This is a genomic window from Saccharothrix sp. NBAS 001 (assembly GCF_056640475.1).
On record NZ_CM153251.1, the window covers coordinates 4546967 to 4572708 of the forward strand.

Annotated in this window: 18 protein-coding genes and 1 pseudogene; 6 read left to right on the forward strand and 13 right to left on the reverse strand. The window is 72.0% G+C overall.

Translation table 11 applies throughout. From position 1 onward, the window contains the following. Positions 1–3: 3 nt before the first annotated feature. The 9 genes and pseudogenes from AC0HI0_RS18700 to AC0HI0_RS18740 all read right to left on the reverse strand — a co-directional run bounded on the left by AC0HI0_RS18700 (position 4) and on the right by AC0HI0_RS18740 (position 11964). On the reverse strand, positions 4–708 hold the full coding sequence (locus tag AC0HI0_RS18700; RefSeq protein WP_480933649.1) for a hypothetical protein: 705 nt from the start codon (positions 706–708) through the stop codon (positions 4–6). 9 nt (positions 709–717) lie between these two features. After that, positions 718–1437: a DUF6073 family protein gene (locus AC0HI0_RS18705; RefSeq protein WP_480933650.1), complete on the reverse strand. Its 720-nt coding sequence runs from the start codon at positions 1435–1437 to the stop codon at positions 718–720. Between the two features lie 86 nt (positions 1438–1523). Continuing rightward, the gene (locus AC0HI0_RS18710; protein WP_480933651.1) at positions 1524–1973 is read right to left on the reverse strand and encodes a hypothetical protein; all 450 of its coding nucleotides are present in this window, start codon (positions 1971–1973) and stop codon (positions 1524–1526) included. A 396-nt stretch (positions 1974–2369) separates the two neighbouring features. Beyond that, positions 2370–2807 carry an acyl-CoA thioesterase gene (locus AC0HI0_RS18715; protein WP_480933652.1) on the reverse strand — a complete coding sequence of 146 codons (438 nt, stop codon included), beginning with the start codon at positions 2805–2807 and terminating at the stop codon, positions 2370–2372. Further along, positions 2804–6634 (reverse strand): SDR family NAD(P)-dependent oxidoreductase, encoded by a 3831-nt coding sequence (locus tag AC0HI0_RS18720; protein ID WP_480934332.1) that lies wholly within the window; start codon positions 6632–6634, stop codon positions 2804–2806. The genes AC0HI0_RS18715 and AC0HI0_RS18720 overlap by 4 nt, the downstream gene beginning before the upstream one ends. A 387-nt stretch (positions 6635–7021) precedes the next feature. Beyond that, positions 7022–8233 (reverse strand): annotated as a pseudogene (locus AC0HI0_RS18725) (beta-ketoacyl [acyl carrier protein] synthase domain-containing protein); the annotation flags it as partial. Continuing rightward, positions 8233–9204, reverse strand: coding sequence for an enediyne biosynthesis protein UnbU (locus AC0HI0_RS18730; RefSeq protein ID WP_480933653.1), 972 nt, complete (start codon positions 9202–9204; stop codon positions 8233–8235). The pseudogene AC0HI0_RS18725 and the gene AC0HI0_RS18730, both read right to left, overlap by 1 nt. Continuing rightward, positions 9201–11093 carry an FG-GAP repeat domain-containing protein gene (locus AC0HI0_RS18735; protein ID WP_480933654.1) on the reverse strand — a complete coding sequence of 631 codons (1893 nt, stop codon included), beginning with the start codon at positions 11091–11093 and terminating at the stop codon, positions 9201–9203. The genes AC0HI0_RS18730 and AC0HI0_RS18735 overlap by 4 nt, the downstream gene beginning before the upstream one ends. 19 nt (positions 11094–11112) lie before the next feature. Then, positions 11113–11964 carry a DUF1702 family protein gene (locus AC0HI0_RS18740; protein WP_480933655.1) on the reverse strand — a complete coding sequence of 284 codons (852 nt, stop codon included), beginning with the start codon at positions 11962–11964 and terminating at the stop codon, positions 11113–11115. Between the two features lie 337 nt (positions 11965–12301). On the opposite strand from AC0HI0_RS18740, the gene AC0HI0_RS18745 reads away from it, so the two are divergent. The 4 genes from AC0HI0_RS18745 (at position 12302) to AC0HI0_RS18760 (ending at position 18231) form a co-directional block, all read left to right on the forward strand. Beyond that, a complete protein-coding gene (locus AC0HI0_RS18745; RefSeq protein ID WP_480933656.1) occupies positions 12302–14485 on the forward strand; it encodes a CRTAC1 family protein in 2184 nt (727 codons plus the stop codon). A gap of 162 nt (positions 14486–14647) precedes the next feature. Then, positions 14648–15040, forward strand: coding sequence for a YciI family protein (locus AC0HI0_RS18750; protein ID WP_480933657.1), 393 nt, complete (start codon positions 14648–14650; stop codon positions 15038–15040). Continuing rightward, complete coding sequence (locus tag AC0HI0_RS18755) at positions 15037–16305, forward strand: RNA polymerase sigma factor (RefSeq protein ID WP_480933658.1); 1269 nt, start codon at positions 15037–15039, stop codon at positions 16303–16305. Before AC0HI0_RS18750 ends, AC0HI0_RS18755 begins: the two co-directional genes overlap by 4 nt. 537 nt (positions 16306–16842) lie before the next feature. After that, the gene (locus tag AC0HI0_RS18760; RefSeq protein WP_480933659.1) at positions 16843–18231 is read left to right on the forward strand and encodes a DHA2 family efflux MFS transporter permease subunit; all 1389 of its coding nucleotides are present in this window, start codon (positions 16843–16845) and stop codon (positions 18229–18231) included. A 16-nt stretch (positions 18232–18247) separates the two neighbouring features. Here AC0HI0_RS18760 and AC0HI0_RS18765 read toward each other — a convergent pair whose 3' ends face one another. Further along, on the reverse strand, positions 18248–19606 hold the full coding sequence (locus tag AC0HI0_RS18765; protein WP_480933660.1) for an MFS transporter: 1359 nt from the start codon (positions 19604–19606) through the stop codon (positions 18248–18250). Positions 19607–19823: 217 nt separating this feature from the next. Between AC0HI0_RS18765 and AC0HI0_RS18770 the strand changes: the two genes are divergently transcribed. Then, positions 19824–21971 carry a CRTAC1 family protein gene (locus tag AC0HI0_RS18770; RefSeq protein WP_480933661.1) on the forward strand — a complete coding sequence of 716 codons (2148 nt, stop codon included), beginning with the start codon at positions 19824–19826 and terminating at the stop codon, positions 21969–21971. Between the two features lie 90 nt (positions 21972–22061). Here AC0HI0_RS18770 and AC0HI0_RS18775 read toward each other — a convergent pair whose 3' ends face one another. The 3 genes from AC0HI0_RS18775 to AC0HI0_RS18785 form a co-directional block, all read right to left on the reverse strand. Next, entirely contained in the window at positions 22062–22430 is a 369-nt protein-coding gene (locus AC0HI0_RS18775) for a VOC family protein (protein ID WP_480933662.1), read from the reverse strand. A 135-nt stretch (positions 22431–22565) separates the two neighbouring features. Then, the gene (locus AC0HI0_RS18780) at positions 22566–23615 is read right to left on the reverse strand and encodes an esterase/lipase family protein (protein WP_480933663.1); all 1050 of its coding nucleotides are present in this window, start codon (positions 23613–23615) and stop codon (positions 22566–22568) included. A gap of 49 nt (positions 23616–23664) precedes the next feature. Beyond that, a complete protein-coding gene (locus AC0HI0_RS18785) occupies positions 23665–24222 on the reverse strand; it encodes a carboxymuconolactone decarboxylase family protein (RefSeq protein ID WP_480933664.1) in 558 nt (185 codons plus the stop codon). Positions 24223–25070: 848 nt separating this feature from the next. Between AC0HI0_RS18785 and AC0HI0_RS18790 the strand changes: the two genes are divergently transcribed. After that, positions 25071–25742 carry an ArsR/SmtB family transcription factor gene (locus tag AC0HI0_RS18790; RefSeq protein ID WP_480933665.1) on the forward strand — a complete coding sequence of 224 codons (672 nt, stop codon included), beginning with the start codon at positions 25071–25073 and terminating at the stop codon, positions 25740–25742.

Sequence of the window (25742 nt, forward strand, 5' to 3'; positions counted from 1 at the left end):
CGGTCACCTCCCGAACACCCCGAACATCCCGGTCGCGACGTCACGCAGTTCGGCGGTATCCGCCGTCACCAGCCCCGGCGGTACCGGACGGGGTTGCGTCGTGCGCTCGAACACCGTCCAGTGCCCTGTCCGCGTCCTGGTGACGCGGATGCGCACCGGCAGGTGGTGCCACTGCGGGTCGCCGACCTCCGCGACCTCCCAGCGGCGGATCTCCTCCCCGTCGAGTCTGGTGCTGCGGGCGACCGGGATGCCGTACTCCCGGCTCACGGTCTCGACCACCTCGTAGCCGTACCGGACCTCGGAGCGCCAGGTCTGCGCGCCCGAGCCGTCGTCGGGCACCGGGCCGGAGGGCGGGTGCGACCACGCCATGAGGTCGACGTAGCCGACGTCGGTCAACGGCAGGCACTCGAAGACGTGGGCCGCCGACACCACTTTGGGCGCGCGCATGGTCGGCAGGTACACCGTCACCTCGGCACGGTCGGCCCCGGCGGTCTCCTCGACGGTCACCCGGGTGCCCGCCAGCGCGTCCGGGCCGAGCACCAGCAGCCCGGTCACCGTGCGCGAACCGGCCTCCGAGCCCTCGGTGGATCGGGCGAACAGGTAGGTCATGGGCCGGTGGCCGAGGGTGGCCTCGACCCGGAAGGCGTAGGAGCCGAGCGGGCCCGCACCGAGGTTGGGCCGGGCCCGCTCGAACGTGGGGAGAGCCATCCTGTGGACCTAGTCGGAGACGACCGCGTACGCCTCGACCGGGTCCGCCGCCGTCTGGATCGGGATGTGGTGCAGCAGGGCACCGATCTCCAGGTCCGCGGCCAGCAGGGTGCCGACGCGGCGGCTGCCGTCGTAGAGCGCGTAGCCGCGCGAGGTGCGGGACACGTCGCCGATGGGCGGCACCATGTTGACCCGCGACTCGACCGCGACCGCCTCGTCACCGGTGTCGACGAGGGCACCGAGGCGTTCGATCTCGAAGCGCGGGAACAGCAGCGTGACGCAGTTCTTCAGCGGGGTGACCCGACCGCCGCCGGGCTGCGCGGGTGCGACGGTGGCGCCCTCGCGCTTCCCGGGCGTGTTGGTGACGCGGATCTGCCCGAAGATCTCGCTGTCGCCCACGACCTGCAGCGACAGGAACTGGGCGCCGATCGTGGCCGTGGTCCAGGTCAGTTCCCTCGCGTCCTCGGCGCCGATGCGCGGCTCGTGGCGCCGGTAGACGCCCACGCCGTGCAGGTCCACCAGGTCCTCGCCGAGGCCGTCGATGCTCACGTGGATGCGCTCGCGCACCGTGAACACCTCCAGCGCGGCGGGCCCGAGCGTGTACGGGCGGATGGTGTAGAGGTTGCCCGGACCGCCCCAGGCCAGGTCGTGCCCCTTGACGACCTGCGCGCCGGAGAGGGCCGAGCCGTCCGCCCCGGTCACCACCTGTGCGGATTTCAGGACTTCCATGACGCTCACGGGAAAGCCGTTCTCGTTCACTGCGACTCCTGTTCAACCGTCGTGGCCGCGTGCCGGGCGGCGCGCGGTCCGTGCCGTCACGAGGTCAGCACGAGAGAGTTCATGAGCCGGTCCAGGGCGTCGACCACGTACGCCAGGTCGATGACGCGCTCCGGGGTGACCGTGTCGCGCACCGTGCGATCGCCCAACTCGACGGCCAGCACGTCGATCAGGCGCTCCAGGTTGTTGTGCGAGATGGTCACCGGGAAGTGCGCCAACTCCGCGGCGAACGCGGGGTCCGCGTGCGGCGGGCCGGGTTCGACACCCCGGTCCGGGCCGTAGGCCGCGCGCCACGCCTGCTGCACGGAGAGTTCGTACTCCAGGAACGCGCCGCGGAAGTAGGGCAGCCAGCTCGCCCGCAACTCCCTGCCGGACAAGGTCCCTTCGACGAACGCCGTGGCCGCCGGCGTGACGGCACGCCGGTAGGCGTCGAGTAACCCGGCCGTGTCGAGCCCCTGCGCCGCAGACGGCTCCGCTGTAGCAGTCATCGGTCCTCCTGGTGTTCGGGTGCGCGGCGTGGGACGCCTGCGTGAGCCGTACCGGCTCCTGCTCCCCCACGAGTACATCACTACAAGTTTATAGAGTCAACGGGTTCGGCCGACCCACTCCCGATTTCAATGGAAGGCGGCCATCACGAGATTTTGAAGACATCGTCCGTCACAAAGTCACCCAGGTAACTTGCATTTCACGTAGCGGATTGTCCATTGAGGACTACCGGGGAGGTGCGCCGGGAGCACTCGGGCGACCGCCCGGACACCCTCACTCCGCCATCCGTCGGCGATGCGGGGGGAGGGCCCGCGTGTCCGAGGCTGTGCCGGTGTCGACCGGTCGGACCGTGCCGCGGCAGCAGCGGCGCGCACCCGGAGACCGGTTCCGCCGTCGTGTCAGGTCGCATCCCGGCCGGCGGCGGACCCCCGGTACGCCCGCAGTGCCCGGACGAGTTCATCGGGCAGGTCGACCGGCTCCGTGCCCGCCCCGGTCCGCCGCAGGCACGCGACGACCTGCGCGCCGCGTGCCCGCAGTCGTCCGCCGTGCCTGAAGTCGAAGTCCAGGGCGACCCGGCTGCCACCGAACTCCGCGAGCGTCATCGCGACCTCGACCTCGTCCAGCGCGAAGCACTCGGCGTAGTACGCCATCTCGCACGAGACCGTCGCCAGCAGCAGTTCCCCGGTGCGGACCGCCGCCAGCACCGACGGCGCGTGGTCGGCCAGGAAACGCTCCCGGCAGTGGCCCTGCCAGTGCAGGTAGTGGGCGAAGTACACGTTGCCGACGACGTTGGTCTCGTCGAACGTGACCCGGTGCCGGTACAGGTAGGCGATCACGGCGGCGGGTCCGCCGCGACCGCGACGACCACCGGGCCCCCGCCGGTCCCGATCCTCGCGGTGAGCACGCGCCGACCGGCGACGCGCAGCACCACCAGCCCGTCCTCCAGCACGTCCACCGGTTCGGCCGGGCCGCCGCCGGCAGCCTCGGCCGCGCAGGCGATCCGGGTCGCGACGGTGGCGACGTCCTCGCCCCCGCAGGCCGCGACCTGCGCCGCCGACGGCGCGAGGGGCGACGCGGCCACGAACCGGCGCACGAGTCCGACCGTGCGATCGGGAGCCACCAACCGCTGTGCGCCGTCGGGGCCTTCCGCGAGGATGACGGTCCGGTGGGAGATCCCCAGCTCCGACAGCCGCCTGCTCAGCCACGGTCCGATCAGCGACATCGGCATCGGCGTCGGCCAGGGGCGGTCGCCGATCGCCCGCAGCCCCAAGCCCCGCCAGGCGGCGACCGCCCGTCCGGCGGCGTCGACCACGTCCACGTCGAACCGGTACTCCTCGCCCGAGTGCCAGGTCTCCGCAGCGCGTACCCGCAGCACACCGGACGGACGGCGCCAGAACACGACCCGGTCCGCCGAGACCGGCAGGGCCTTGCGGTGCGGCAGGCACGCGAGCAGCACGTGCACGGCGGCGTCGTGGACGCCGGGGTCGCCCAGCAGCAGCCGGTCACCGTGGAACCCGGCGAACCACTCCGCTCGTTCGTCGGCCGTCACCCACGCCTCGACCTCGAACGCGGTCAGCCGGTCGATCCGCACCAGCCGCCGGAACATGGGCCCGTGGAAGAAGAGAGGGCCGTAGAACGGGTGCGGGGACGTCCGAGGAGCCGGTGTCGGCACCGCGTCGCCCGGTGGGGGCGGTGGTGCGGGTCGTGCCGACCGCGCGGAGAACCGGACGGTGCCGTACCCGTCGGCGTCGTCGCGCACCACCACGTCGATCCCGTCCCCGGTGCCCTCGCGCAGTGCCGCGACCCGGATCCCGCGCGTGCCGCGTTCGCCGACGGAGATCGGCGCGCGCAGCGCCACCCGCTCGAACGACCACTGCTCGCGCGACCCGGTGAGCGCGGTGGTGGCCTGCGCCATCGCCTCCAGGCCGAGCACGGCGGGCAACACCGGGGTGCCGTCCACCCGATGGTCCTCCAGGTAGGGATCGGTGCCCACGGACAGTTCGGCGTGCAGCACGGACTCCAGGCCGGGGGTGCCGACCAGTTCCCGCTCGCTGAAGCGCAATCCCCGCACCCCTTCCCCGGGCCGGGTGACGGTCGTGGTGGCGGGCAGCCGTCCCGTGAGCATCGCGGTGACCGGCGCGGTGCGGTCCGCCAGCAGGGCGAGCAGTGCCCGCGTCCCCTCGTCCGGCGTGATCACGGCGACGCCCTGGCGGCCCAGCCGCTCGACCGCCCCCAGCCGCTCCCCCATTCCGATGTCGGACCACAACGTCCACTCCAGCACGTGGGTGCGGCAAGCCGGGTGCCGGTCCGCCCAACGCTCCGACTCGACGCGCATCCAGTCGTTAGCGACGCAGTACTCCGCCTGCCCGGCCAGGCCCGACCTGCCGATGACCGACCCGAAGGCCAGCACGAGGGTGGCCCGTTCGCCGACCAGGTCGAGCAACTGCCGCAGCCCGGCGACCTTCGGGCGGACGGTCGCGCGCAGCGAGTCGCCGGTCAGCGAGTCGAGCGGGCGTGGTTCGTTGACGCCCGCGCCGTGGAGCAGTCCCCGGATCGGGCCGCACGTCGCGGCAGCGGACACCGCGGCCTTGAGGTCGGCGGGCTCGGCCACGTCGCACTGGATGTAGTGCGCCCGAACGCGCCCCGACGCGCGGTCCAGCCCGGCGCGGACCGGTGCGGCGTCGGCCGGGGAACGACCCAGGAACACCAACGTCGCTCCGTACCGCTCGGCGACGGCCGTCGCGCAGCGCGCCGTGATGCCGGTCGTGCCGCCGGTCACCAGGCACACGTCACCGGGTGCGAGCGGCGGGTCGGCGGCCTCGCCGGGTTCGTGGACCTCGGTGACCAGCCGTTCGAGGCGGCCGGCACCGCTCAGCCGCAGTTCGAGGTGGCCGTCGCGGGCCGCCGACCGCAGGTCGAAACGGTGGTGCGCCGGGCGGTCCACCACGGTCACCGCGCAATCCGGCAGCTCGGCGGACACGCTGCGCCCCAGCGCCGCCGCGGCCGGGTGGCCGTCGTGCAGCACGACCAGCAGGTCGGGACGGTTCGCCGCGACGAGTCCGACCGCGGCCGCGATCTCGCCGACCGTGTGCTCGACGTCCGTCCCGGAACCCAACTCCACCACGAGGCCGCGCGGAGCCCCGTCGTCCCGCGCGGATTCCGGCAGCCCGGCCCACCGGACCGCGTCCGAGAGGTCCGGCTCGGCGTCGTGGGTCACCCACCGGTGCGCGAACGCCCTGACCCAGGGGCGCACACCGGGGACGTGCCCGGGTCCGCCCGGCGCGATCGGCGGTGCGGCCTCGATCAGGTCGGCGAGCTCGCCGACCGTCGGGCCGACCATGACCTCGCGCAGGTGGGGTGCCTGCCGTCCGAGCAGGACCGCGGACTCGCCCACCAGGTCGACCAGCCGCAGCGAGGTCACGTGCAGGTCGCCGAGCAGCGAGCTGTCGGGGCGGATCGCCTCGACCGGCAGTTCGAGCCGGCGGTTGAGCAGACCGGTCAACACCGACAGCGCGTCCCCCGGCCCTGGTTCGGACACCGGCTCCGGCCGCTGCCCCTGCGGTGACAGGTCGGACAGGCTCTCGCACGGGTTCGTCAGGAACGCGGTGGGGCGATCCAGGTCGAACCGCCGCCGGGCGCCGTGCGGGTACCAGCTCGCGGCGGTGTCCACACCGGACGCCGCGAGCGCGGCGGCGGCCAGCGCGTGGCGCCGCGGGTCACCGCCGCAATCCAGCGTGACGACCTGTGCGGTGGGGTCGCGTTCCAGTGCGAGCCCGGTCAGCGTGGTGCCCGGACCGACCTCCACCAGCAGGTCGCACTGCGGTGCCAACCGGTCCAGCGCCTCCTCGAACCGGACGGGCTCGACCAGTTGGCGCAGCAGCAGCGCAGCGGGTTCGTCCACCGGTTCGCCGGTCACCGTGGAGAACACGGTACCGCGCAGCGGCAGGAAGTCCGTGCGGGACAGGACTGCCTCGAACGGGCTGCGCACCGGCTCCATGGCCGCGCTGTGGAAGCCGTGGGACACCGGCAGCGGCATGGCGACGACGTCCTGCGCCCGGGCACGCTCGACCACTTCCGCCACGTCCTGGACCGGGCCGGCGATCGTGGTCCGGCCGGGGGCGTTGAGTGCGGCGACCGTGGCACCGGTCCTCTTGATCAACGCGTCGACCGTGGTGAGGTCGGCGCGCAGGCTCGCCATCGCGGTGCCGGGCACGCCGTGCCCGGCCATCAACGCGCCGCGGGCCGTCACCAGTCCCAGCCCGGCCTCCGGGGTCAGCGCACCGGCCCACACCAGGGCTGTGATCTCACCGAGGCTGTGCCCGACCGCGCCGACCGCCGCGCAGCCCGCTTCGGTCAGCCAGGCGAGCCCTGCGAGCGACTGGCGGGCGATCGCGGGCTGGGCTACGGCAGTGTCCACGGCGCCGTCGGTCACCGTCGACCCGGAGCGGAACGCCGGGACCGGCAACTCCCACGCCCAGGCGGGCAGCGCCGACCGCACCGGCGACGCCTGGCCGGGGAACAGCAGCCCGATCCGGGCCGGGGCACCGCTGCCCAGTGCGAAGCCCGACCGGTCGACCAGGACCGCCGGAACCCCGTCCGCGTCGCCGAGGACGGCACGCGCCCGTGCGGCGACCCCGGCCAGTTCGTCCGGGGTCCGGGCCACCAGGGCGCAGCGGACGGGAGCGAGGTGGGAGGCGGTCCCGGATGCCGTGGCAGCCAGGTCGTGCACCTCCGCCACGCTCAGTGCGCCGGCGCGCTCACCCAGGCGGTCCAGCACCGCCAGGACGTCCGCCGCCGACTCGCCACCGAGTACCAGCACCTGCTCCTGAGGTCTGGCCCGCAGCAACCGCAACGCCGACGGGTCCGGCGGCGGCATCGCGGCGGCCGGGCTGCCGCCGAGCACGGCGTAGGCGTTGATCCCGCCGAACCCCATGGCCGCCACGACCGCGCGTGGCGACCTGCTCGACCACGGCTGTGCCTCGTCCGACACCCTCACGGGCGCGTCGGGCGAGCGGAGCAGTTCGTGCGGTGCCCGGCAGCCTGTGGTGGGCGGCAACACCCGGTGGTGCACCGCCAGGGCGGTCTTGATCAGACCGGCGACCCCGGCGGCGGCCTTGGTGTGGCCGATGTTGGCCTTGACCGATCCGAGCACCGCCGGTGTCGCGCGGCCCGCGAGTACCGCGCTCAGCACGGTCAACTCGGTGGTGTCGTTGAGCCTGGTCCCGGTGCCGTGTCCCTCCACCAGGTCCACCTGGGTCGGGTCCACCCGGCCCAGGCGGAGTGCCCGTGCCAGGGCGCGGGACTGGCCCGCCGCCTCCGGACGGGTCAGCCCGCCGGCACCGTCCGAGGAGGTTCCCCAGCCCAGGATCTCGGCGTAGACGCGCAGGCCGGCCCGTCGTGCGTCGTCGGCGCGCATCAGGGCCACCACACCGCACCCCTCGCCGGGCAGGAACCCCGTGGGGTCGGCGTCGTAGACGCGCATCTCGTCGACGGCGAGCGCGCCGACGCGGGCGAACCCGACCAACTCGAACGGGTCCAGGCTCAGGTCCACCCCACCGGCCAGCGCGAAGTCCAGTTCGCCGGCGGACAGCGCGCCACAGGCGGCGGTCACCGCGAGCAGGCTGGACGCGCAGGCACCGTCCACCGTGTACCCGGTGCCGTGGAAGTCGAAGTGGTTGCACACCCGCCCGGCGATGGTGTTGGCCAGCGCGCCGGCCAGGGACTCGTCGCCGGGCACCGGGAACGGCTGCTTGACCAGCCCTTCCAGCTCCTCCAGGACGCGCGTCGCGTCGGCCGCGCCCACCCCGGTGCGGTCCAGTGCGGTGACCGCCGCCCGCCGGATGAACGGCCACCGCAGCCGCAACTGGTGGGCGCGGGTGAACTCACCGGTCAGCGAGTTCCCGAGGATCACGCCGACGCGTTCGCGGTCGAGCCCGTCGGCGTCCGGGAACCCGGCGTCGGCGAGCGCGTCGGCCGCGACCTGCAGCGCCAGCCAGTGCGTCTGGTCGGTCGCCCGGTACAGCGGCCCGGGCACGCCGAAGCGCGGCCGGTCGAACTCCCAGTCCACCAGCAGGCCCGCGCGCGAGACGTAGGTGCGGTCCGGGTCGTCGGCCGGTCCGAGGTAGTCCGGGGACAGCCGGCCCGCGGGGATACGGCGGAACGCACGCCGCCGCTCCAGGACCGTCTCCCACAGTTGGTCGGGGCTGTCCGCGTCCGGGTAGCGGCACGCCATGCCGACTACGGCGATCCGGGGTGCCTCCATCAGACCGTCGCCCCCGCCGCCGAGGGCGACCGCACCGGCTTGTTCGACCACGCCGGCGCGACCCGTGACACCACCAGCACCATCCCGCGCAGCACGCACGTGATCGCCAGCGCGAAGAACAGGCCGAACACGATCTGAAGAGCGACGAGCACCCCGTACACGGCGGCGGCGGTGACGCCGAAGACCACCTGGCCGCGCGGCGACACGGGTGTGGTCCCCGGGTCGGTGATCATGTAGTTGGTGAACAGGATGAACGCCACTCCGGTCATCGGCAGGAGCGCGGCGACCAAGTGGTGGTCCAGCACCAACCAGCGGACCACGGCCTGGGCGACGAACCCGCCCGCCCAGCCCAGGATGAGCGGCACCTTCATCGTCAGCTTGGCGTTGAGCATCGTGCCGAGCACGAGGATTGCCAGGGGCACCAACCAGTCGAGCGCCCCGCCGAAGTTCGCCGTGAAGTGGTAGGGCGGCGCGATGCCGACCCACGGGAACAACAGCAGGGTGACCACGATGCCCGCGTTGGACGGGTTGAGCACGTGCCGCAACCGGCCCCGGACGCCGACCCTCACCAGGTACTTGCTCGCGTTCGCGACGGTGACGGCGAACAGGTAGGGCCACAGGAGCGCGTTGCCCCACAACAACATCGCACACGCCAGCGCGGCGATGTGCGGAGGCAGCAGGAACAGCAGCACCGCGCGTGGTCCGCCCCGGTACTGGGGTGGCCGACCACGCGCCCACGCGTCCAGCCACTCGAACAGGAACGCGGTTCCGTAGCTGACCAGCACCGTCGCGATCGGGGTGATCGGCGACTGCTCGAACCCCAGCAGCACGTGGCCGGCCACGTTGAACACGGTGATGGACAGGGCGAACCGGCGCAGCGCCTTCTCCCGACGCTGCTCGGGTGTCAGCCCGTTCGGTCGGTCGGAGCCGGTGGCGTCGGTACGGGGTTTCGTCGGTGCTGTCGTGGTCATCTCACTGCCGCCGTTCCGTTGCCGTCGAGGACCACGGTCCGGCGGCCGGGCGCCACGTCGATCCGGTCCTCGTGCAGACCGGAGGCGTCACGCCAGGTCACGGTGGCCGTGGTGGGGTTGCCGTCGGGGAGCGACAGGGTCAGTTCGGCCGCTGACACTCCGGCGTGGCCGTTGGCCGGGTAGAGCTGCGCACGCTGCGGCCGCTCCACGTGGTCGAGCACCGCCTGCACACCCAGGACCTGCACATCGCGTCCGGCGGGGCCGGTGGAGCGCACGAAGCGCAGCTGTGCGGCCTTCCCGGGCGGGTTCAGGTTGCGCAGCAGTACCGAGTCCTCCCACTGGTTGGCCACCAGGAGGTCCAGGGTGCCGTTGCCGTCGACGTCGGCGATGGCCAGTCCCCGGCTGTTGTCGGGCTCGGCGATGCCGACGGGGCCGGCCAGGTCGGCGTACGCGCCGTCGCGGCGCTTGACCCAGAACGGGTTGGCCTCGTGGCCCGACACGTCGTCGCCGGGACCGAACGCGGGCCACGCCCACGGGTGGCGCACCAGATCGTCGTTGCCCATGGCCAACTCCTGGAGCAGCGGCCAACGGTCGACCTCACCCTTGAGGAAGCCGTTGGCCTGCACGATCTCGTCGACTCCGTCGTTGTCGAAGTCGCCCGCCTTGACGTCCCAGCACCACCCCGAGCGCGCCAGCCCCAGTCGTTCGGAGCGCTCCCGGTAGGGCCAGACTCCCCTGGTCAGGTCACCGGGATCACCGTCGGGGACGAACGCGAAGTTGCTCTCGTGCAGGGCGTAGGGCGTGGTGATGTTGCTGACGAGGATGGTCGGCAGCCGCGCGCCCGGGTCGTAGGTGAACGCCACGCCCATGCCCTTGAACGAGTCGTGCCCGAGCACCTGGGACTTCGGGGTGGCCAGGTCGCGCGTGCCGGTCACCTCGACGAGCACGACCCGGCCGGGCTCGGACCTGTTGACCAGCAGCTGGTCCGGCCCGAAGTCGTTGGCCTGGTACACCTCCGGCAGGCCGTCGCCAGTGAGGTCCTGCAGGCCCGTCGCCAGCGTCCAGGCGGTGGCGGCGGCCGGGGACAGCGCGTCGCTCGCGTCGACCAGGTCGGGTACCTGGTCGACGCCCCCCGGGTGGGTGAGCAGGATGCGGTTGGTGCCGCCGTTGCGAGCCAGGGACATCGAGTCCTGCATCGCCATCCGCAGGTCGTCGGTCGCGGCCGGGTCGAGGACCCTGGCACCGTCCGGGAAGTAGTTGCCCACCAGCAGGTCCAGGTGCCCGTCACCGTCGAGGTCGCCGACGTTGAGGGTCGTGCTGTTCCACACCTGCACGGGGTTCACCAGCTCCCGGGGGCGGAAGGTGGCGGAGTCGGGCGCGCGGCCCGCCGGCCCGGTGTTGACGAACAGCAGCGGTGTCCGGCCCCAGTAGTACACCAGCAGGTCGAGGTCGCCGTCCTCGTCGAGGTCGGCCGGAACGCAGCCCATCGGGGCCATGGTGGCGTCGTAGGAGACGCCGACCGGTTCCAGGCGCACCGGGGTGTAGGGAGCGCGGTCGCCCGGTGCCGCCCGCACGGTCACCGAGTCGTCCCTCGGGTCCACCAGGCACACGTCCCCGGACCGGCCCAGGGCGCGCAGGTCGGCCGAGGCGACGGCCGCGCCCACCGACGAGATCCAACTCCGGATGCCGCCGAGCGCGGGTGCCACCGGGCGTTCGCGGCGAGGAAGGGCGGGCGCGGCGTTCAGGTTCTCGGCGGCGAACCGGAAGCCCGCTGCCGCTGCGGCGGCCTCCGCCTCGCCCGGTCCGGGCCTGATCGCGGCCACGCCGAAGGCGGTGCAGACGCACAAGGTGACGACGGCGGCAACGGCCGCACGAATGGGCTTGGTCATCGGCTTACGTCCTGTTCGACTAGTGGGACGTGCCGGGGACGACGAGTTCCCTCAGCCGGTCACGCCACTGCTGACGGGCGCACGCGCGCGAGGCCCCGGTCGGTCCTTCGGCTGCGAGGTCGGCCCGCGCGGCGGCCGGACCGGCATCGATGCCGAGGATCCGACGACAGGTCGCGCGGGCGTGGTCGGGCAGGGTCCCGGACCGCGCCCGTGCGCAGGCGATGGCGGCGATCCCCTGGGCGAAGTGGTTCCGGTGTGCTCCAGTCGCCTCCGGCAGGCGCGTGCAACCGTCGTCGTCGGTGGCCTCCGGACGGGCGCAGGCGAGCCCGACCCCGCTGCACACCTCCGGACCACGGCCAGTGGTCACGGACTCGCACATCGGCCCGGAGACGATGCGGCCGGGTCGGTTCGGCGCGTGTTCGCCCCCGAAGAACACGTCGGCGAAGCCGCCGCCGCCCGACGCACGCCACCGCGACCGAGGGGTGGACGGCCGGGCCGGCACCCGCATGCGCGCCGAGGCCGGCGGCCGGACGGTGCCGGCCGGGAGCAGGTGCGCGCAGCCGTCGACGGACCCCGGCAGCAGCCGGCACACGGCCTGCACCCGACCGGCGGTGGCCGCGTCGAGAAGCCGGGCGGACAGGCCCGCGCCCTCGTGGTCGGTGTGCCGTTCACCGCCGGGGACGGCGGCCGACGCCTCGGGCGGGTCCGGCCGGTGGGAGGTGGCGGCGTGGTGGCCGGAGGGGAGGCGGCGGGTGTGGTCCGCCGGCACCGGCGGGGCCTCCGGGCGGTCGACGGGGAAGCCCCGGCGCGCGAGAACGGCCGTGCCGGGTGGCGGTCGGACCGCGGCAGACGGGGCAAGCGTCTCTTCCATGTTCCCCCCAGTGGGACACATCGCAAGTTCACTACAGAAAACAAGATCTGAATGGCGACACCCTCCGAGATGGTGTCTATCACCGAGATCCATGGATAACAAGATGTCTGAAGCTTCCGTCACCCGATGGAACCACACACACATCCCACTCGATGACCCGCTTGACCTGCGTATTTAGCGACATCGCAAGATCAGGACCGGCACGTCGGGCATGCAATCGCACCTACGGGACCGGCCGAACGGCGCAACAAAAGCTGCCCGGGATGAACGATGCCGGATCGATTGCCCAGCCAGAAAACTATCTTTAGTGTGAGTGACCTATCCACCAGGAGGTTTCATGGCACACATGTCGCGCTCGCGCCGGTTGAGCCTGTTCGTGATCACGTCGACGATCGCGACGACGATCGCGACGACCCCCTCCGCCTTCGCGGTGCCCGCTGTGGGGGGCGTCGCCTTCACCGAGATCGCGACCCCCGGCACCGCGATGTCGGCCTACCGCCGGATGCCCTCTCCCGAGCACGCGATCCGGATCGTCAACCGGCAGCGCCCGTCGGTGAAGTTCGCCGAGTTCGCCAACGAACCCGTCTTCAGCCACGGCATCCCCGGAGTGGTGACCTTCGACTACGACGGGGACGGCGACCTGGACTTCTACGTCACCAACGGCCCCGGCCGGGCCAACAGCCTCTACCAGAACCAGTTCAAGCAGACCGGGAGCCTGAGCTTCGTCGACATGGCACCGTGGACCGGTGTGTCGCTGACCGACCAGGACTCCAACGGCGCCTGCGCCGGCGACATCGACAACAACGGCTACACGGACCTGTACGTGTTGGGGCGCAACGCGAACAACCACCTGCTCCTCAACCGGGGAAACGGCACCTTCGCCGACGTCACCGCTTCGGCGGGCGACGCTTCAGCGGGCACGCTCAGCCACGCCAGCTGCGCCATGGGCGACATCAACGGCGACAGCCTGCTCGACATCGCCATCGCCAACAGCTTCGACATGAAGAACGCGCTGCCCATCTTCGCGGTGCCCTACCAGTACAACCAGCCCAACCAGTTGCTGCGCAACGTGGACGGCCTGCGCTTCACCGACGTCAGCGTCGCAGCGGGAATCTCCCGTGTGGACGTTCGCGACGTGCCGCCGGGTGCCACCGCCCCGTTCAACGACATCACGTGGGCACTGTCGCTGGTGGACTACGACCAGGACGGCGACCTCGACCTGATGACCGCGAGCGACCAGGCCGCCTACCGCATCACCAAGTACGGCGGTCACGACCGGGGCTTCGTCCGGTTGTGGCGCAACGACGGCGACGGCTACTTCGACGAGGTCACCTTCGACGTCGGCCTGGGCGAGCCGGGCATGTGGATGGGGTTGTCCTACGGCGACTTCAACCACGACGGCAACCTGGACGTGTTCGCCAGCAACGGCGGCGACTACACGATGGTCCCGCTGACCCAGATGCCCCGCCAGCTCGGCGACGCGTCGAGCCGGTGGTTCCTGCAACGACCCGACCACACCTTCTCCGACCCCCGCCGTTCCTCGCTGCAGCAGCCGGCGCAGAACGGTGCCGACCCGGGCCTGGGCACCCTCAACGCCACCCCGTGGGGTTGGGCCACCTCGGCGTTCGACTACGACAACAACGGGTCGACCGACATCCTGTACCACGGCGCGCTGGACGGCATGGGCATGGTCACCGCCGACAACGCGGGGGCGCTGCTGCGCAACCGCGGCCCGCAGACCGGCGCCGGGGCGTTCTACCCGTCGTTCGACTACGACGACGTGTTCGCCCGGTCCACCACCAACCACCGACGCCGCACGGTGATCGGCATGGCCACCGGCGACCTCGACCAGAACGGGTGGGTCGACGTGATCAGCGTGGCCCAGTCCCTCAAGGTCGGACGGCTGGTCAAGGTCAACGACATCGTGCCGATCGACTTCGGGTCCAGGTTCGACAAGGACGCGGCCGTGCTGCGGATCTTCCAGCCCGTACCCGGCGACCCGACGACCATGACGCCCACCGGCAGCACCACCGTCGAGGGCGACCTGTCGGTGGAGCTGAACAACGGCGGCAACGGCAACAAGTCCGCCACCATCCGCGCCGTCGGCAGCGTCGGCCTCGCGCCGGGCGCGCGGGTCAACCGCGACGGAATCGGAGCGATCCTCAAGTTCACCCCGACCGACGGGCCGACCGCGATGCGGCCGGTGCTCGGCGGGGCGAGCTTCGCCTCGCAGGACGCGTTCGAGGCCACGTTCGGCCTCGGTCGGGTGAACGCCGGGGTGGTCGAGGTGCTGTGGCCGGGAGGTGTCCGCAACAAGCTCTACGGCGTCCGGGCGGGCGAGAGGGTCGTCTTCCCGGAGATCCCCTGCAGCTTCGACACCACGCAACTCACCTCCGAGCAGTACCGGACCTGTGTGGACAACGCCGTCAACGCCCTGGTGGCGGCGGGCAGGCTGACGGCCGAGGCCGGCAACCGGTTCGCCGGCAGCGCGCGTCGCGCGTTCACCGAGGCCAGGCCGTAGCCGGGTGTCGCCGGTACCGTCCCGCGTTCACCCGTGCGGTGACGGCACCGGCGCACGCCGTGACCGTTCGACTGCGGGTGGTGCACAATCGGACGGGTACGGCGTCGGGTCGCAGCCCGACCGCATCCCCGTCCGACCGCCGGCCCGATTCGGGAGTGCTCCATGCGCTACATGCTCTTGTTCTACGGTTGTGACCGCCCCCAACCGGACGAAGCCCGCTTCGAGGGCGCGCTGGCCAGGGCGAACGCCTTCACCGAGGAGTGCCGCAAGCGTGGCGCGCTGGTGAGCGCGGGCCCGCTCAAGTCGGTGCACACCGCCACCACCGTCCGGGTCCGCGAAGGCAGGACGCTGATGACCGACGGCCCCTTCGCCGAGACCCACGAACAGCTCGGCGGGTACTGCATCGTGGAGTGCCCCAACCTCGACGAGGCGTTGGAACTGGCCGCGCTGTCCCCGATCGCCTACGTCGGTTCGGTCGAGGTCCGCCCCATGGACGTCATCCCCGGCTGGGACATCACGCCCATCGTCGCCGCCTCGGTGGCCGCCACGCCATGACCGACCGCTCACCCGTGGCAGTCGTGGAGCGGGTGTACCGGGACCATCGCAGTCGGATGCTCGCCGCCCTCGTGCGGGCCGTCGGCGACTTCGAGCTGGTCGAGGACGCACTCCAGGACGCCTTCGCGACGGCCCTGCGGCGGTGGGACCCGACCGCTCTGCCGGACGATCCGGTGGCGTGGTTGCTGGCCGTCGCCCGCAACCGCGCCATCGACCGCATCCGCCGCACGCAGACCTCGCACGCCAAGCACTCGCTGGTGGCCGGGGAGGCCCCGGCTGCGGGCACGGTGGTGAGCACGATGACCGAGTACGGCGAAGACCTCCTGACCAGCGTGGGGGACGACCAGCTCAGTCTGATCTTCACCTGCTGCCACCCGGCGCTGTCCACCGACGCGCGGGTGGCGCTGACCCTCCAGGCGGTCGCGGGCATGACGGCGGCCGAGATCGCCAAGGTGTTCCTGGTCGTCGAATCGACCATGGCCCAGCGCCTGGTCCGGGCCAAGCGCAAGATCCGCGACGCGGGCATCACCTTCGAGGTGCCGCCGGACCACCGGCTGCCGGAACGCCTGGCCTCCGTGCTGGCCGTGGTGTACCTCGTCTTCACCCAGGGCTACACCGCCCCTCGCGACAGCCCCCAGCACGACCAGCTGCGCGCCGAGGCGTTGCGCCTGGGCAAACTCGTGGCCACCCTGATGCCGGACGAACCCGAGGCGTTGGGCCTGGTGGCGCTGATGCTGCTCACCGACTCGCGGCGGGAGACCCGATACACGACCTCCGGCGACATCGTGCTGTTGGAGGACCAGGACCGCGCACGCTGGGACAGGGGCCAGATCGTCGAGGCGGTGGGCCTGCTGCACCGCGCCGCCCGCATGGAGGCACCGGGCCCCTACCAGCTCCAGGCGGCGATCGCCGCCGAGCACGCGCGCGCGCCCTCCGGCGAGGCGACCAACTGGCCGGTGATCGCCGAGCTGTACCGGGAACTGCTCGACGTCACCCCGTCCCAGGTGATAGCGCTGAACCACGCGGTGGCGGTCGCCATGGCCGAAGGCCCCGAGGCGGGCCTCGCCCTCGTCGACGCGATCGAGGGCCTGGAGTCCTATCACCTGCTGCACGCCGCCCGCGCGGACTTCCTGCGCCGACTCGGCCGAGACGACGACGCCAGGTCCGCCTACCTGCGCGCCCACGAACTCGCCACCAACCCGGCCGACCGCCGCTTCCTCGCCGGTCGCCTGTTAGACCTGGACACCCCGCAGCACAACGACTGACCCGCGCATCCCGGGCGGGTGATCGAAGAGCGCCACAGGTCCGGCCCGCGCCCCGCCGTCCGCGCCCCGCGTCCAGCCCGACACGGCCGCCCCGACGCTTCGGTACGCCCGCAACCCCTGTGCCCGCAGACCCCACGGCTGCCCGCGGATGTCCTCGGTGGCCGGCCCGTCCGGCGGCGATTCGCATGCCCCCTCATCGGCGACGAGTGCGGTCACGCCACGTCACCGGGGTGGCCGCGCGGCACCGGACGGGTGTCGAAGCGGTGTCCGACCGGTATCGGACCGATGTCGGTCGAGCGCGACTCGTCCCGACTGGCAGGTCCGCGAAAAAAGTTCCGCACCCGTGTCGAGTTCCGCTCGCGCTGTTCGTCCTCTGGTCGTCCCCACCCGACCGAAGTCCAGAACGCCTGATCGGTCCCGCCGCGTCGCTCCCGCCCGCGGTCGCACCCAGTGCAGAACGATCACGAGAAAGCGATTCCAACCATGGCAGCAACCGGCACGACCCCGGGGTCCGGTGCAGCAGTCCAGCGCTGGACCTTGATCCTCGGTTCCCTCTCCTCCTTCCTGGTCGGTCTCGACGCCCTGGTCGTGACCACCGCCCTGCCGACCCTCTACCAGGAGTTCGGCACCGGCATCGAAGGCCTGAGCTGGACGGTCAACGCCTACGAACTGGCGTTCGCCGCGTCGATCCTGACCGGATCGACGCTCGGCGACCGCTTCGGCCGACGCCTGATGTTCGTCGTGGGCATCGTCGTGTTCACCCTCTCGTCCGCCGCCTGCGCGCTGAGCACCAACGTCGAAATGCTCATCACCGCGCGGGTCGTCCAGGGAGTCGGCGGCGGTATCGCGGTGCCGTTGGCGCTGGCGCTCATCACCGAGGTCACGCCGCCTCAGGCGCGGGGCAAGGCGCTGGGCATCTGGGGCGCCTTCACCGGGCTCGCCGTGGCAGCGGGCCCGCTCGTCGGCGGGGCGATCGTGGACGGCCTGGCCTGGCAGTGGATCTTCTGGTTGAACGTGCCCGTGGGCATCGCGATCGCGGCGCTCGCCCTGGGCCGGATGGCCGTGGGCAGCCGGTTCGCGGCCAAGGCCGACCCGGTGGGGTTGGTCCTGGCCACGGTCGGGGTGTTCGGCGTCGCGGCGGCGCTGATCCGGGGCAACGCCGCGGGCTGGTCGTCGCCGTGGGTGCTGCTCGGGCTGATCGGCGGCACGGTCGTGCTGATCGCGTTCGTGTTCTACGAGCGGCGGGCGTCGCACCCGATGATGCCGATGCGGATGTTCGCCAACCGAAGCTTCACCGGCGGTTGCGTGGCCGGGTTCATCCTGATGGCGGGCATCTTCGCACTCGGCTTCCTGACCGCCCAGTACCTGCAGCTCGCGCTACACAAGACGCCGCTGAACGTCGGCCTGGGGCTGCTGCCGGCGACCGGCGTGGCGCTGTTCATCGCGCCGGTGACCGGACGGCTGGCCGACCGGATCGGGGAGCGGCCGCTGATCATGCTCGGGCTCGGGCTCCAGGCGCTCGGCCTGCTGCTGATCAGCACGCTGGTCACCGAGACCAGCGGCTACGGCACGGTCATCGGCCCGCTGTTCGTCACCGGTTTCGGCATCGCCATCGCGTTCCCGACCGTGACCACCGCGGTGATGCGGTCGGTGCAACCGCGCGAGGTCGGCATCGCCTCCGGCGTCAGCAACACGTTCCGCCAGGTCGGCGCGGTGTTCGGGGTGGCCATCGCGACGGCCGTGTTCGCCGGCAGCGGCTCCTACCGCACGCCGGAGCAGTTCGTGGCCGGTTTCAAGCCAGCGTTCCTGGTCCTGGGTGTGCTGTGCGTGGTCGGCGTCGCGGTCGGCGCGATGGTCGGCCGGCGCGGCACCGCACCGGCTCAGTCTCCCGCTGCGGACACCCCCCTACCGCGGCCTGCGGGCTGAGCAGCCGGGTGCCGGGTCACGTGCCACTGGTGGCGTGGCCCGGCACTCCTGCCGATCGCCGTGGCAGCAGCCGCGAGCCGACCACCCCCGCCGCCGCCAGCACACCGAGCGCCACCAGCGTCGCGCTCTCGGCCGTGGCGAACCGCGCCGGGTCGAACCGGCCCCCGCCGGCCTCCGCGGACTGGACCACGGTGCCGACCACAGCCACGCCGAATGCTGCCGCCACCTGCCGCCCGGTGGCCAGGACCCCGGAGCCGGTGTTGACCAGGTCCTCCGGCAGGCAGCGGGCCACCTCCGCGCTGACCGGCCCCATCAGCAGCCCGACACCCAGTCCCACGGCGGCGCACGGGCCGAGCAGCGAGGTGAACGCGGCCGACGAGGCGGCGGTCCAGGCCACCCCGAGCCCCAGCAAGAGGAACCCGAGCATGACCACCGGACGCCCACCCCACCGGTCGACGGCGTGCCCGGCGAACGGCGACGCCACACCCGCCGAGGCCGCCATCGGCAGCAGGGCGACCCCGGTCTGGAACGCGGAGCCTCCGGCGGACTGGACCTTCAGCGCCACCAGGAGCATCACCCCGGACATCACCGCGAGCTGGAGCGCCCCCAGCCCCAGCGCGATCGGGAACCCGCGGACGCCGAACAGGCGCGGGGGCACCAACGGCTCCGGCGCATGCCGCTCCCACACCGCGAAGGCCACCAGCAACGCGAGCCCGGCCGCCAGGAACGCCGGGGCCGACGCGTCCCGGCGCCCGAGCGCCAGGAAGCCGTACACCACGGCGCCGAGCCCGAGCACCGCCGCCAGCGCCCCCACCACGTCCAGCCCACGGGTGCGGCGGGGCTCGCCACCGGGCGCCGCCCACAGCACCACCGCCACCGCGAGGACACAACCGGGCACGTTCGCCAGGAACACCCAGCGCCATCCGGCGAAGGACACCACGACCCCGCCGAGCACCGGCCCGACCACCGCCGCCAGTGCCATGGACGCGCTGAGCAACCCGAACGCCAGGCCCCTCCGGTGCTCCGGCACGGCCGCCGCGAGCATCCCGAGCGTCTGCGGGACCAGCAGCGCGCCGCCGACCGCCTGCACGACCCGCCCGAGCACGAGCGGCCCGAGCGAACCCGACAGCCCGCACAGCACGGACCCCGCCAGGAACACCGACAGACCCACGACCAGCATCGCCCGCCGGCCGAACACGTCGCCCAGGCGCGCTCCCGGCAGCAGCAGCACCCCGTACACCAACGTGAAGGCGTTGGCCACCCACAGCGCCCCGTCCAGCTCGATCCTCAGGTCGGACAGCAGGGCGGGCAGCATCACCTGCACCACCGCCGAGTCGACCATCACGACGAACGAGGCCAGGGCGAGGGCAGCCACGGTGGCGACGGATCGCCGCCGCAGGGCACCTCCCGGGGGAGCGTGGTTCGGCATGCGGACCTCGCAGTGCGCTCGAAACCGACAGTGTGACTACATACTCCTGTAGTGATCGTGACTTCTCAACAGTCCAACACTCTTGGCCGAAGCGAAGTCCCATCATCCGCCGATATGTTCGCTTAATGTATATGTAGCAACTTTCGAGTTGGAGGTGTAGGTGGTGGCAAGCCCCTCCCCCACGTCCCGGTTCGCCCTGCCGGCAGTCCTGCTGGTGTCGGCGTCGTTGGTGACCGGTGTGCCCGCGTCGGCGACGCAGGCGGCCGCGTTCACCGAGATCGCCACCCCAGGCAGCCCGCTGGGCGCCTACCGCCGGGCCGTCTCACCCGAGCACGCGCGCAGCGAGGCCAACCGGCAGCGCCCCTACGTCACGCTCCAGGACTTCGCCCAGGAAGGTGTGCACGACCACGGCATCCCGGGCGTGGTCCTGTTCGACCAGGACGGCGACGGCGACCTGGACCTCTACGTCACCAACGGCCCGGGCCGCCCGAACAGCCTGTACCGCAACCAGGTCAAGGAGACCGGCCGGCTCGGCTTCACCGACGTCGCCGCGTCGACCGGGACCGCGCTCACCGACCTCGACGCCAACGGCGCGTGCGCCGGCGACGTCGACAACGACGGCCGGACCGACCTGTACGTGCTGGGCCGCAACACCGGCAACCACCTGCTGCGCAACACCGGCAGCGGGTTCACCGACATCACCACGCCGGGCAGCGCCGCCGGCACGTCCGGCCACGTCAGCTGCACCATGGCCGACTTCGACGGCAACGGCTCACTGGACATCGCGATCGCCAACGCCTGGGACATGAAGACCGCGCTGCCGGTCTTCGCGGTGCCCTACGCGCTCAACCAACCCAACCAGCTGCTGCTCAACGCGGGTGGCACGACCTACACCGACGTCAGCGTCAGCTCCGGATTCACCACCCTGGTCAACGGGGGGCGTCCGGCCGACCCGCCGGTCGCCGAGGTGACCTGGGCGGTGGCCGCGGTCGACTACGACCAGGACGGCGACGCCGACCTGGTGACCGCCAGTCACCAGGCGCTGTACCAGCCCAAGAAGTACGGTGGGGTGGACCGGGGGTTCATCCGCGTCCACCGCAACGACGGCTCCGCCCGCTTCACCGACGTGACCGAGCAGATCGGGCTCGCCGAGTGGGGCGGCTGGGGCGGGCTGTCCTTCGGGGACTTCAACTTCGACGGCACGATCGACGTGTTCGGCAGCAACACCGGCGACTTCATGAAGCTGACCACCACCGTTCGGCCGCACGAACTCGGCGACATGAGCAGCCGGTGGCTGCTGCAGCGCCCGGACGGCCGGTTCACCGACCCGCGGCGGTCCTCGCTCACGCCCCCGACGTCCGACCGGGACGCCGACCCCGAACTGGGCGGCCTGCGCGCCACCCCCTGGGGCTGGGGCACGTCGGCGTTCGACTACGACAACAACGGCACCACGGACATCTTCTTCCACGGTGCGATCGACGGCCTCAACGTGGTGACCGACGACAACCCCGGTGCGCTGCTGCGCAACGAGGGCCCGGCCGCGCTGCGCAAGGGCTTCTTCCCGTCCTTCGGCTACGACGACGCCTTCGCCCGGTCCGGTCGCGACCAGCGCTCCCGGACCGTGACCGGCACGTCGGCGGGCGACCTGGACCAGGACGGCTTCACCGACCTGGTGACGGTCGCGCAGTCGCTCAAGCGCGGCACGCCGACGCGGATCGCCGACGAAACCCCGTTCGACTACGGCGGTGGACCGTTCGAGGCGGGCGCGACATACCTCAAGACCTATCAGCGCGACGGTGACGTGTTCAAACCACTGCCCAACACCACCGAGGAGGGTGACCTGTCGGTGGTGCTCAACGGCCGCAACGCCAACCGCTCCGCGAACGTGCGGGTCACGGGGAGCATCGGCCTCACCGCCGCCGGCAGGGTGAACCGGGACGGCATCGGTGCCGTCGTGAAGTTCACGCCGTCGGGTGCCCCCGCCACCGTCAGGCCGGTGGTCGCCGGTTCCGGGTTCGCCTCCCAGGAACCGCTGGAGGGCACGTTCGGCATGGGTGCGTCGGACACCGGTACCGTCGAGGTGCTGTGGCCCGGCGGGGTGCGCAACCGGCTCGACGGCGTTCGTGCGGGCGAGCGGGTCGTGCTCCCGGAGATCCCGTGCAGCCTGGACGACCGCACCCGGACCACCGCACAGCACGAGGCGTGCGTACGAACGGCGTTGGACGACCTCGTCCGCACCGGGCAGGTGGAACCGGGTCTGGCGGACCGTCTGCACCGCAGCGCGATCTCGGCGTTCACCGGGCCCCGATAGGACGGTCGCCCCGGAGTGGACAGCACCGTGCAGGCACGAACCCCGCGCATCCGGCCACTGCCGGGTGCGCGGGGTTCGTGGTCGGGTTCATCAGCCGCCGAGGCCCGGCCGGTCCCACAGGCCGACCTCGTTGCCGTCCGGGTCGGTGAAGACGGCGAAGCTGCCGAAGTCGTCGGAGATCTTCCTGGGCGGCATCACGATCTTGCCGCCCAGGCTCTCCGCCTTGGCCAGCGCGGCGTCGAGGTCCTCCACGTGGAAGTACGTCCGGATGCCGGCCCTGACCGTCGCCGGGCCGATACCGCCGCCGACCGCGCCGGGGGCACCGGTGTTCACCAGGCCGTAGCCACCCATCTCCGGCAGCACGTGGATCTGCCAGCCGAACAGGTCACCGTAGAACTTCTGGATCTCCGCGGCGTCACCGTTCGTGGTGATCTCGAAGTACGCCAAAGGATTCCCCACGGGACTCCCCTTCCAGGTGTGCAGTGGACGGTCCACTCAGGTGAAGGTCTACCACATCCCCGGTCCGTCGAAAGGGTTGACTGACAAGGGTTTCACCCAATCGACACGCCATCGGGAAGGCTGCGCCGGACTGCGTCAGCCGGTGCCCTCGCGCGCCCTGGGGCAGCCTGTGGTCGAGGTGTAGCACGCCAGTTCGGGCTCCCGCTCCAGGCGCGGTGCGATCGCGTAGTTGCGACCCTGGACCTCTTTCATCCACGCGAGGTCCACGGCGTGGGTGGCCGGGTTGACGCCGGACATGAACTCCCGCGAGCAGACCGAGGGGTCGACCCGCCGGGGGTCGGCGGGTCCCCGGTTCCGCAGGGCGTCCAACGCCAGCGCCTCGGCCACCGGGGACGTGGTGCCGAGCCCGTCGTGGTCGGAGGTGTCGGCGGGGCAGACGTCCTGGAGTCGGATGTTGGCGATCCGGCCGGGGCCGGCCAGGTCGGCGGACTCGGGAGGTACGAGCGGGTCGGTGCGTGAGCTGATCACCGTGTAGGAGATGCCCGCGAACGTCTGCCGGCGGGAGTCCAGCGCACGGTAGAACTCCGCGTCGGTGCGCTGTTGCCAGATCGCGGGCGGGCACATCGCCGGGCACATCCGCGTGCCCAGCGGCGTGCCGTGACTGGTGGGTGCGAGGGCGACCACGTCGTCCACCATGGGGCGCACGTCGGGCCAGAACCGCAGCGCCCAGCGCGGCACCAGGCCGCCCTGGCTGTGCCCGAGTACGGCGATCCGGTGCCCGGACAGCGTGCGCATGACGCGGATCGCGTGCACCACGTACTCCGCGCGGACCTGGATGTCGGCGAAGTTCTGCCGGGCCGCGTCCGGGACAGGAACGTCCGAGGCGCACCACGGCACGCCCGCCTTCGTCAGCGCCGGCTTCCAGTTCCAGGCGAAGTACTGATCGGAGTCGACCCCGGTGCCCGCGAGCAGCAGCACCGGGGTCGTGCGGGCGTGACGTACGTTCGCGGTGCAGGTGAGGCTCGCGTCCAGGCGGTCGGCCGGCACGCTCAACCGCGGGCCACGCCGGTCGACCGGGGCGAACCCGTCCGTGGCACCGGCTGCGCCCGTTGCGGCGGGGACGGTCGCACCGACGGTCAGGAGCACGGCCACCAGCGCGGCCGCGCGGGTGAGGCGGACGAACACGACGACCTCGTTTCCCTTGCTGTCGGAACGGGAGTTGCCGGCACGGCCGTCAATGGCCGCGGGCGCACATGCTGTAGCCGTCGCGGATGATCATCGCCGCCATCGGCACGTACGCCGCCGGGTCCTCGGGCACCACGGCCGCCAAGCCGTCGCAGTACCGGTTGTACATGCTGAACGCCGCGCCGATGAGCACGCTGTCGTGGATCTCGGTGTCCGTCGCGCCGGCTTCGCGGGCGCGACCGACCAGCTCGGCGGTGACCGCCCTGCCGTGGTCCTGCACGGCGCCCGCGATCGCGAACAACGCCTTGAGCTTGGGCGTGATCGGCGCGCTCTCCAGGTCGGCGATCACCTTCTCCGCCACCGCGCGGGCGTCCGGCGCGTCGCTCTGCTGCACGCTCATCTCGCCGTGCGTGTTGCGGCAGAAGTAGCAGTCGTTGAGGGAGGAGACGTAGGCCGCCATGAGTTCGCGGTCCGAACGGCTGAGCGTGTTGTCGTTGCGCAGCAGGACCTCGACCAGTTCGCTCAGCGGCAGGCCGGTCTCCTGCCGGTACTGCATGAGGCCGGGGGTGCCGGGGAAGGACTTCGCGGGCATGGTGATGTGGGGCATCCGTGTCTCCTGTAGTCCGGTGATCGAGCCGGGCACCGGTCCGGGTAGCCCCGAGAGCCGGTCGCTGCGCCCAAGACCCACCCAGTACACTACTACTGAACTATGTAGTCAAGGTCGACCAAGCCTCCCACCCTGCGGCCATTCGTGAGTACACAAGGCTTGCTTCTCAGGGTTTTCCGGGCCAATCGGGTATGCACCCACTTGCCGACTGGTCGACCCGAGAAGCACTCACTACAGTCTCATGCAGCGAGTTCGACAGGCGGGGGGATGCATGGCACCGGAGTCCACCGATCGGCATCCGCAGGATGCACCGGCCGGTACGAGCACCCGGGTCGCCGCCCTCCCGTTCGCCGACCGGCGGGCCGGGGACCGGTCGGCCGTCCACGCCGCCTCCCACATCGGACCGTCCGTGCGGCACGACGCGGACGCGGCGAGCCCCGGGCCGCGCGACGCCGTGTTCCCCGTACCGCTGCCGGGCGGCACCACCCGGTACCGCATCGCCCCCGGCACGCGCCGACGCCGACCTCCGACCGTCGGGTCCCGGTCCCGGCACACCCGACCGCCGGCGATCACCAGCGGTTCCCGTCAGGCCGCGTCCGTCGGCCGTCACCGCCGAAGCGCCGACCTCCACCGCACCCGTACGCCCTGACGACGACCCAGGAGGCACTCCATGCCGACCCGCCGACGCCCGGAACGACCGCCCTGACCGATTCCCGCCCACGCGGCCCGGAAAACGCGGGCCCGGAACCGCACTTGTGCGCCCTTACCGGCCCCACCGCACAACGTTGTTGCATCGTGCGCCCGTCGGACGGTCCGCCGCGCGGAGGACAGGCGTACTCTATGGATTCATGGAGGACGGAGCAACCGGCAGCACCGAGGGCAAGACGCTGCTGTTCGAGGCGTTCGCCCTGGTCGGCAAGGCCCTGGCGAGCCCCAAGCGGCTGGAGATCATCGACGTGCTCGCCCAGGGCGAGCGGTCGGTCGAGGTACTGGCCACGGCGGTGGGCGTCGGCATGACCACCGCGTCGAACAACCTCCAGGTGCTCAAGCAGTCGGGTCTGGTCGCCACCCGCAAAGTCGGCATCAAGGTCTTCTACCGGCTGGCCGGCCCCGACATCGCCGCGCTGTGGGCGAAGCTGCGCGACGTGGCCTCCGACCACCTGGGCGACGTCGACCGCGCGCGGACCGCCTACCTGGGTCCGGAGGACACCGAGCAGGTCACCCGGGACGAACTGCTCGCGCGGATCGAGAAGGGCGGCGTCACGGTGATCGACGTGCGCCCACCCGAGGAGTACGCGTCCGGGCACATCCCCGGCGCGGTGTCGGTGCCGCTGGACGAGCTGGCCGAGCGGTTGACCGACCTGCCGGCCGACGGCACCGTGGTCGCCTACTGCCGGGGCTCGTACTGCGTGATGGCCCACGACGCGGTGCGCACACTGCTGGCGCACGGGCGGTCGGCCGTGCGGCTGGCCGACGGGATGCTGGAGTGGTCGCTGGCCGACCTGCCCGTGGCGCGCTGA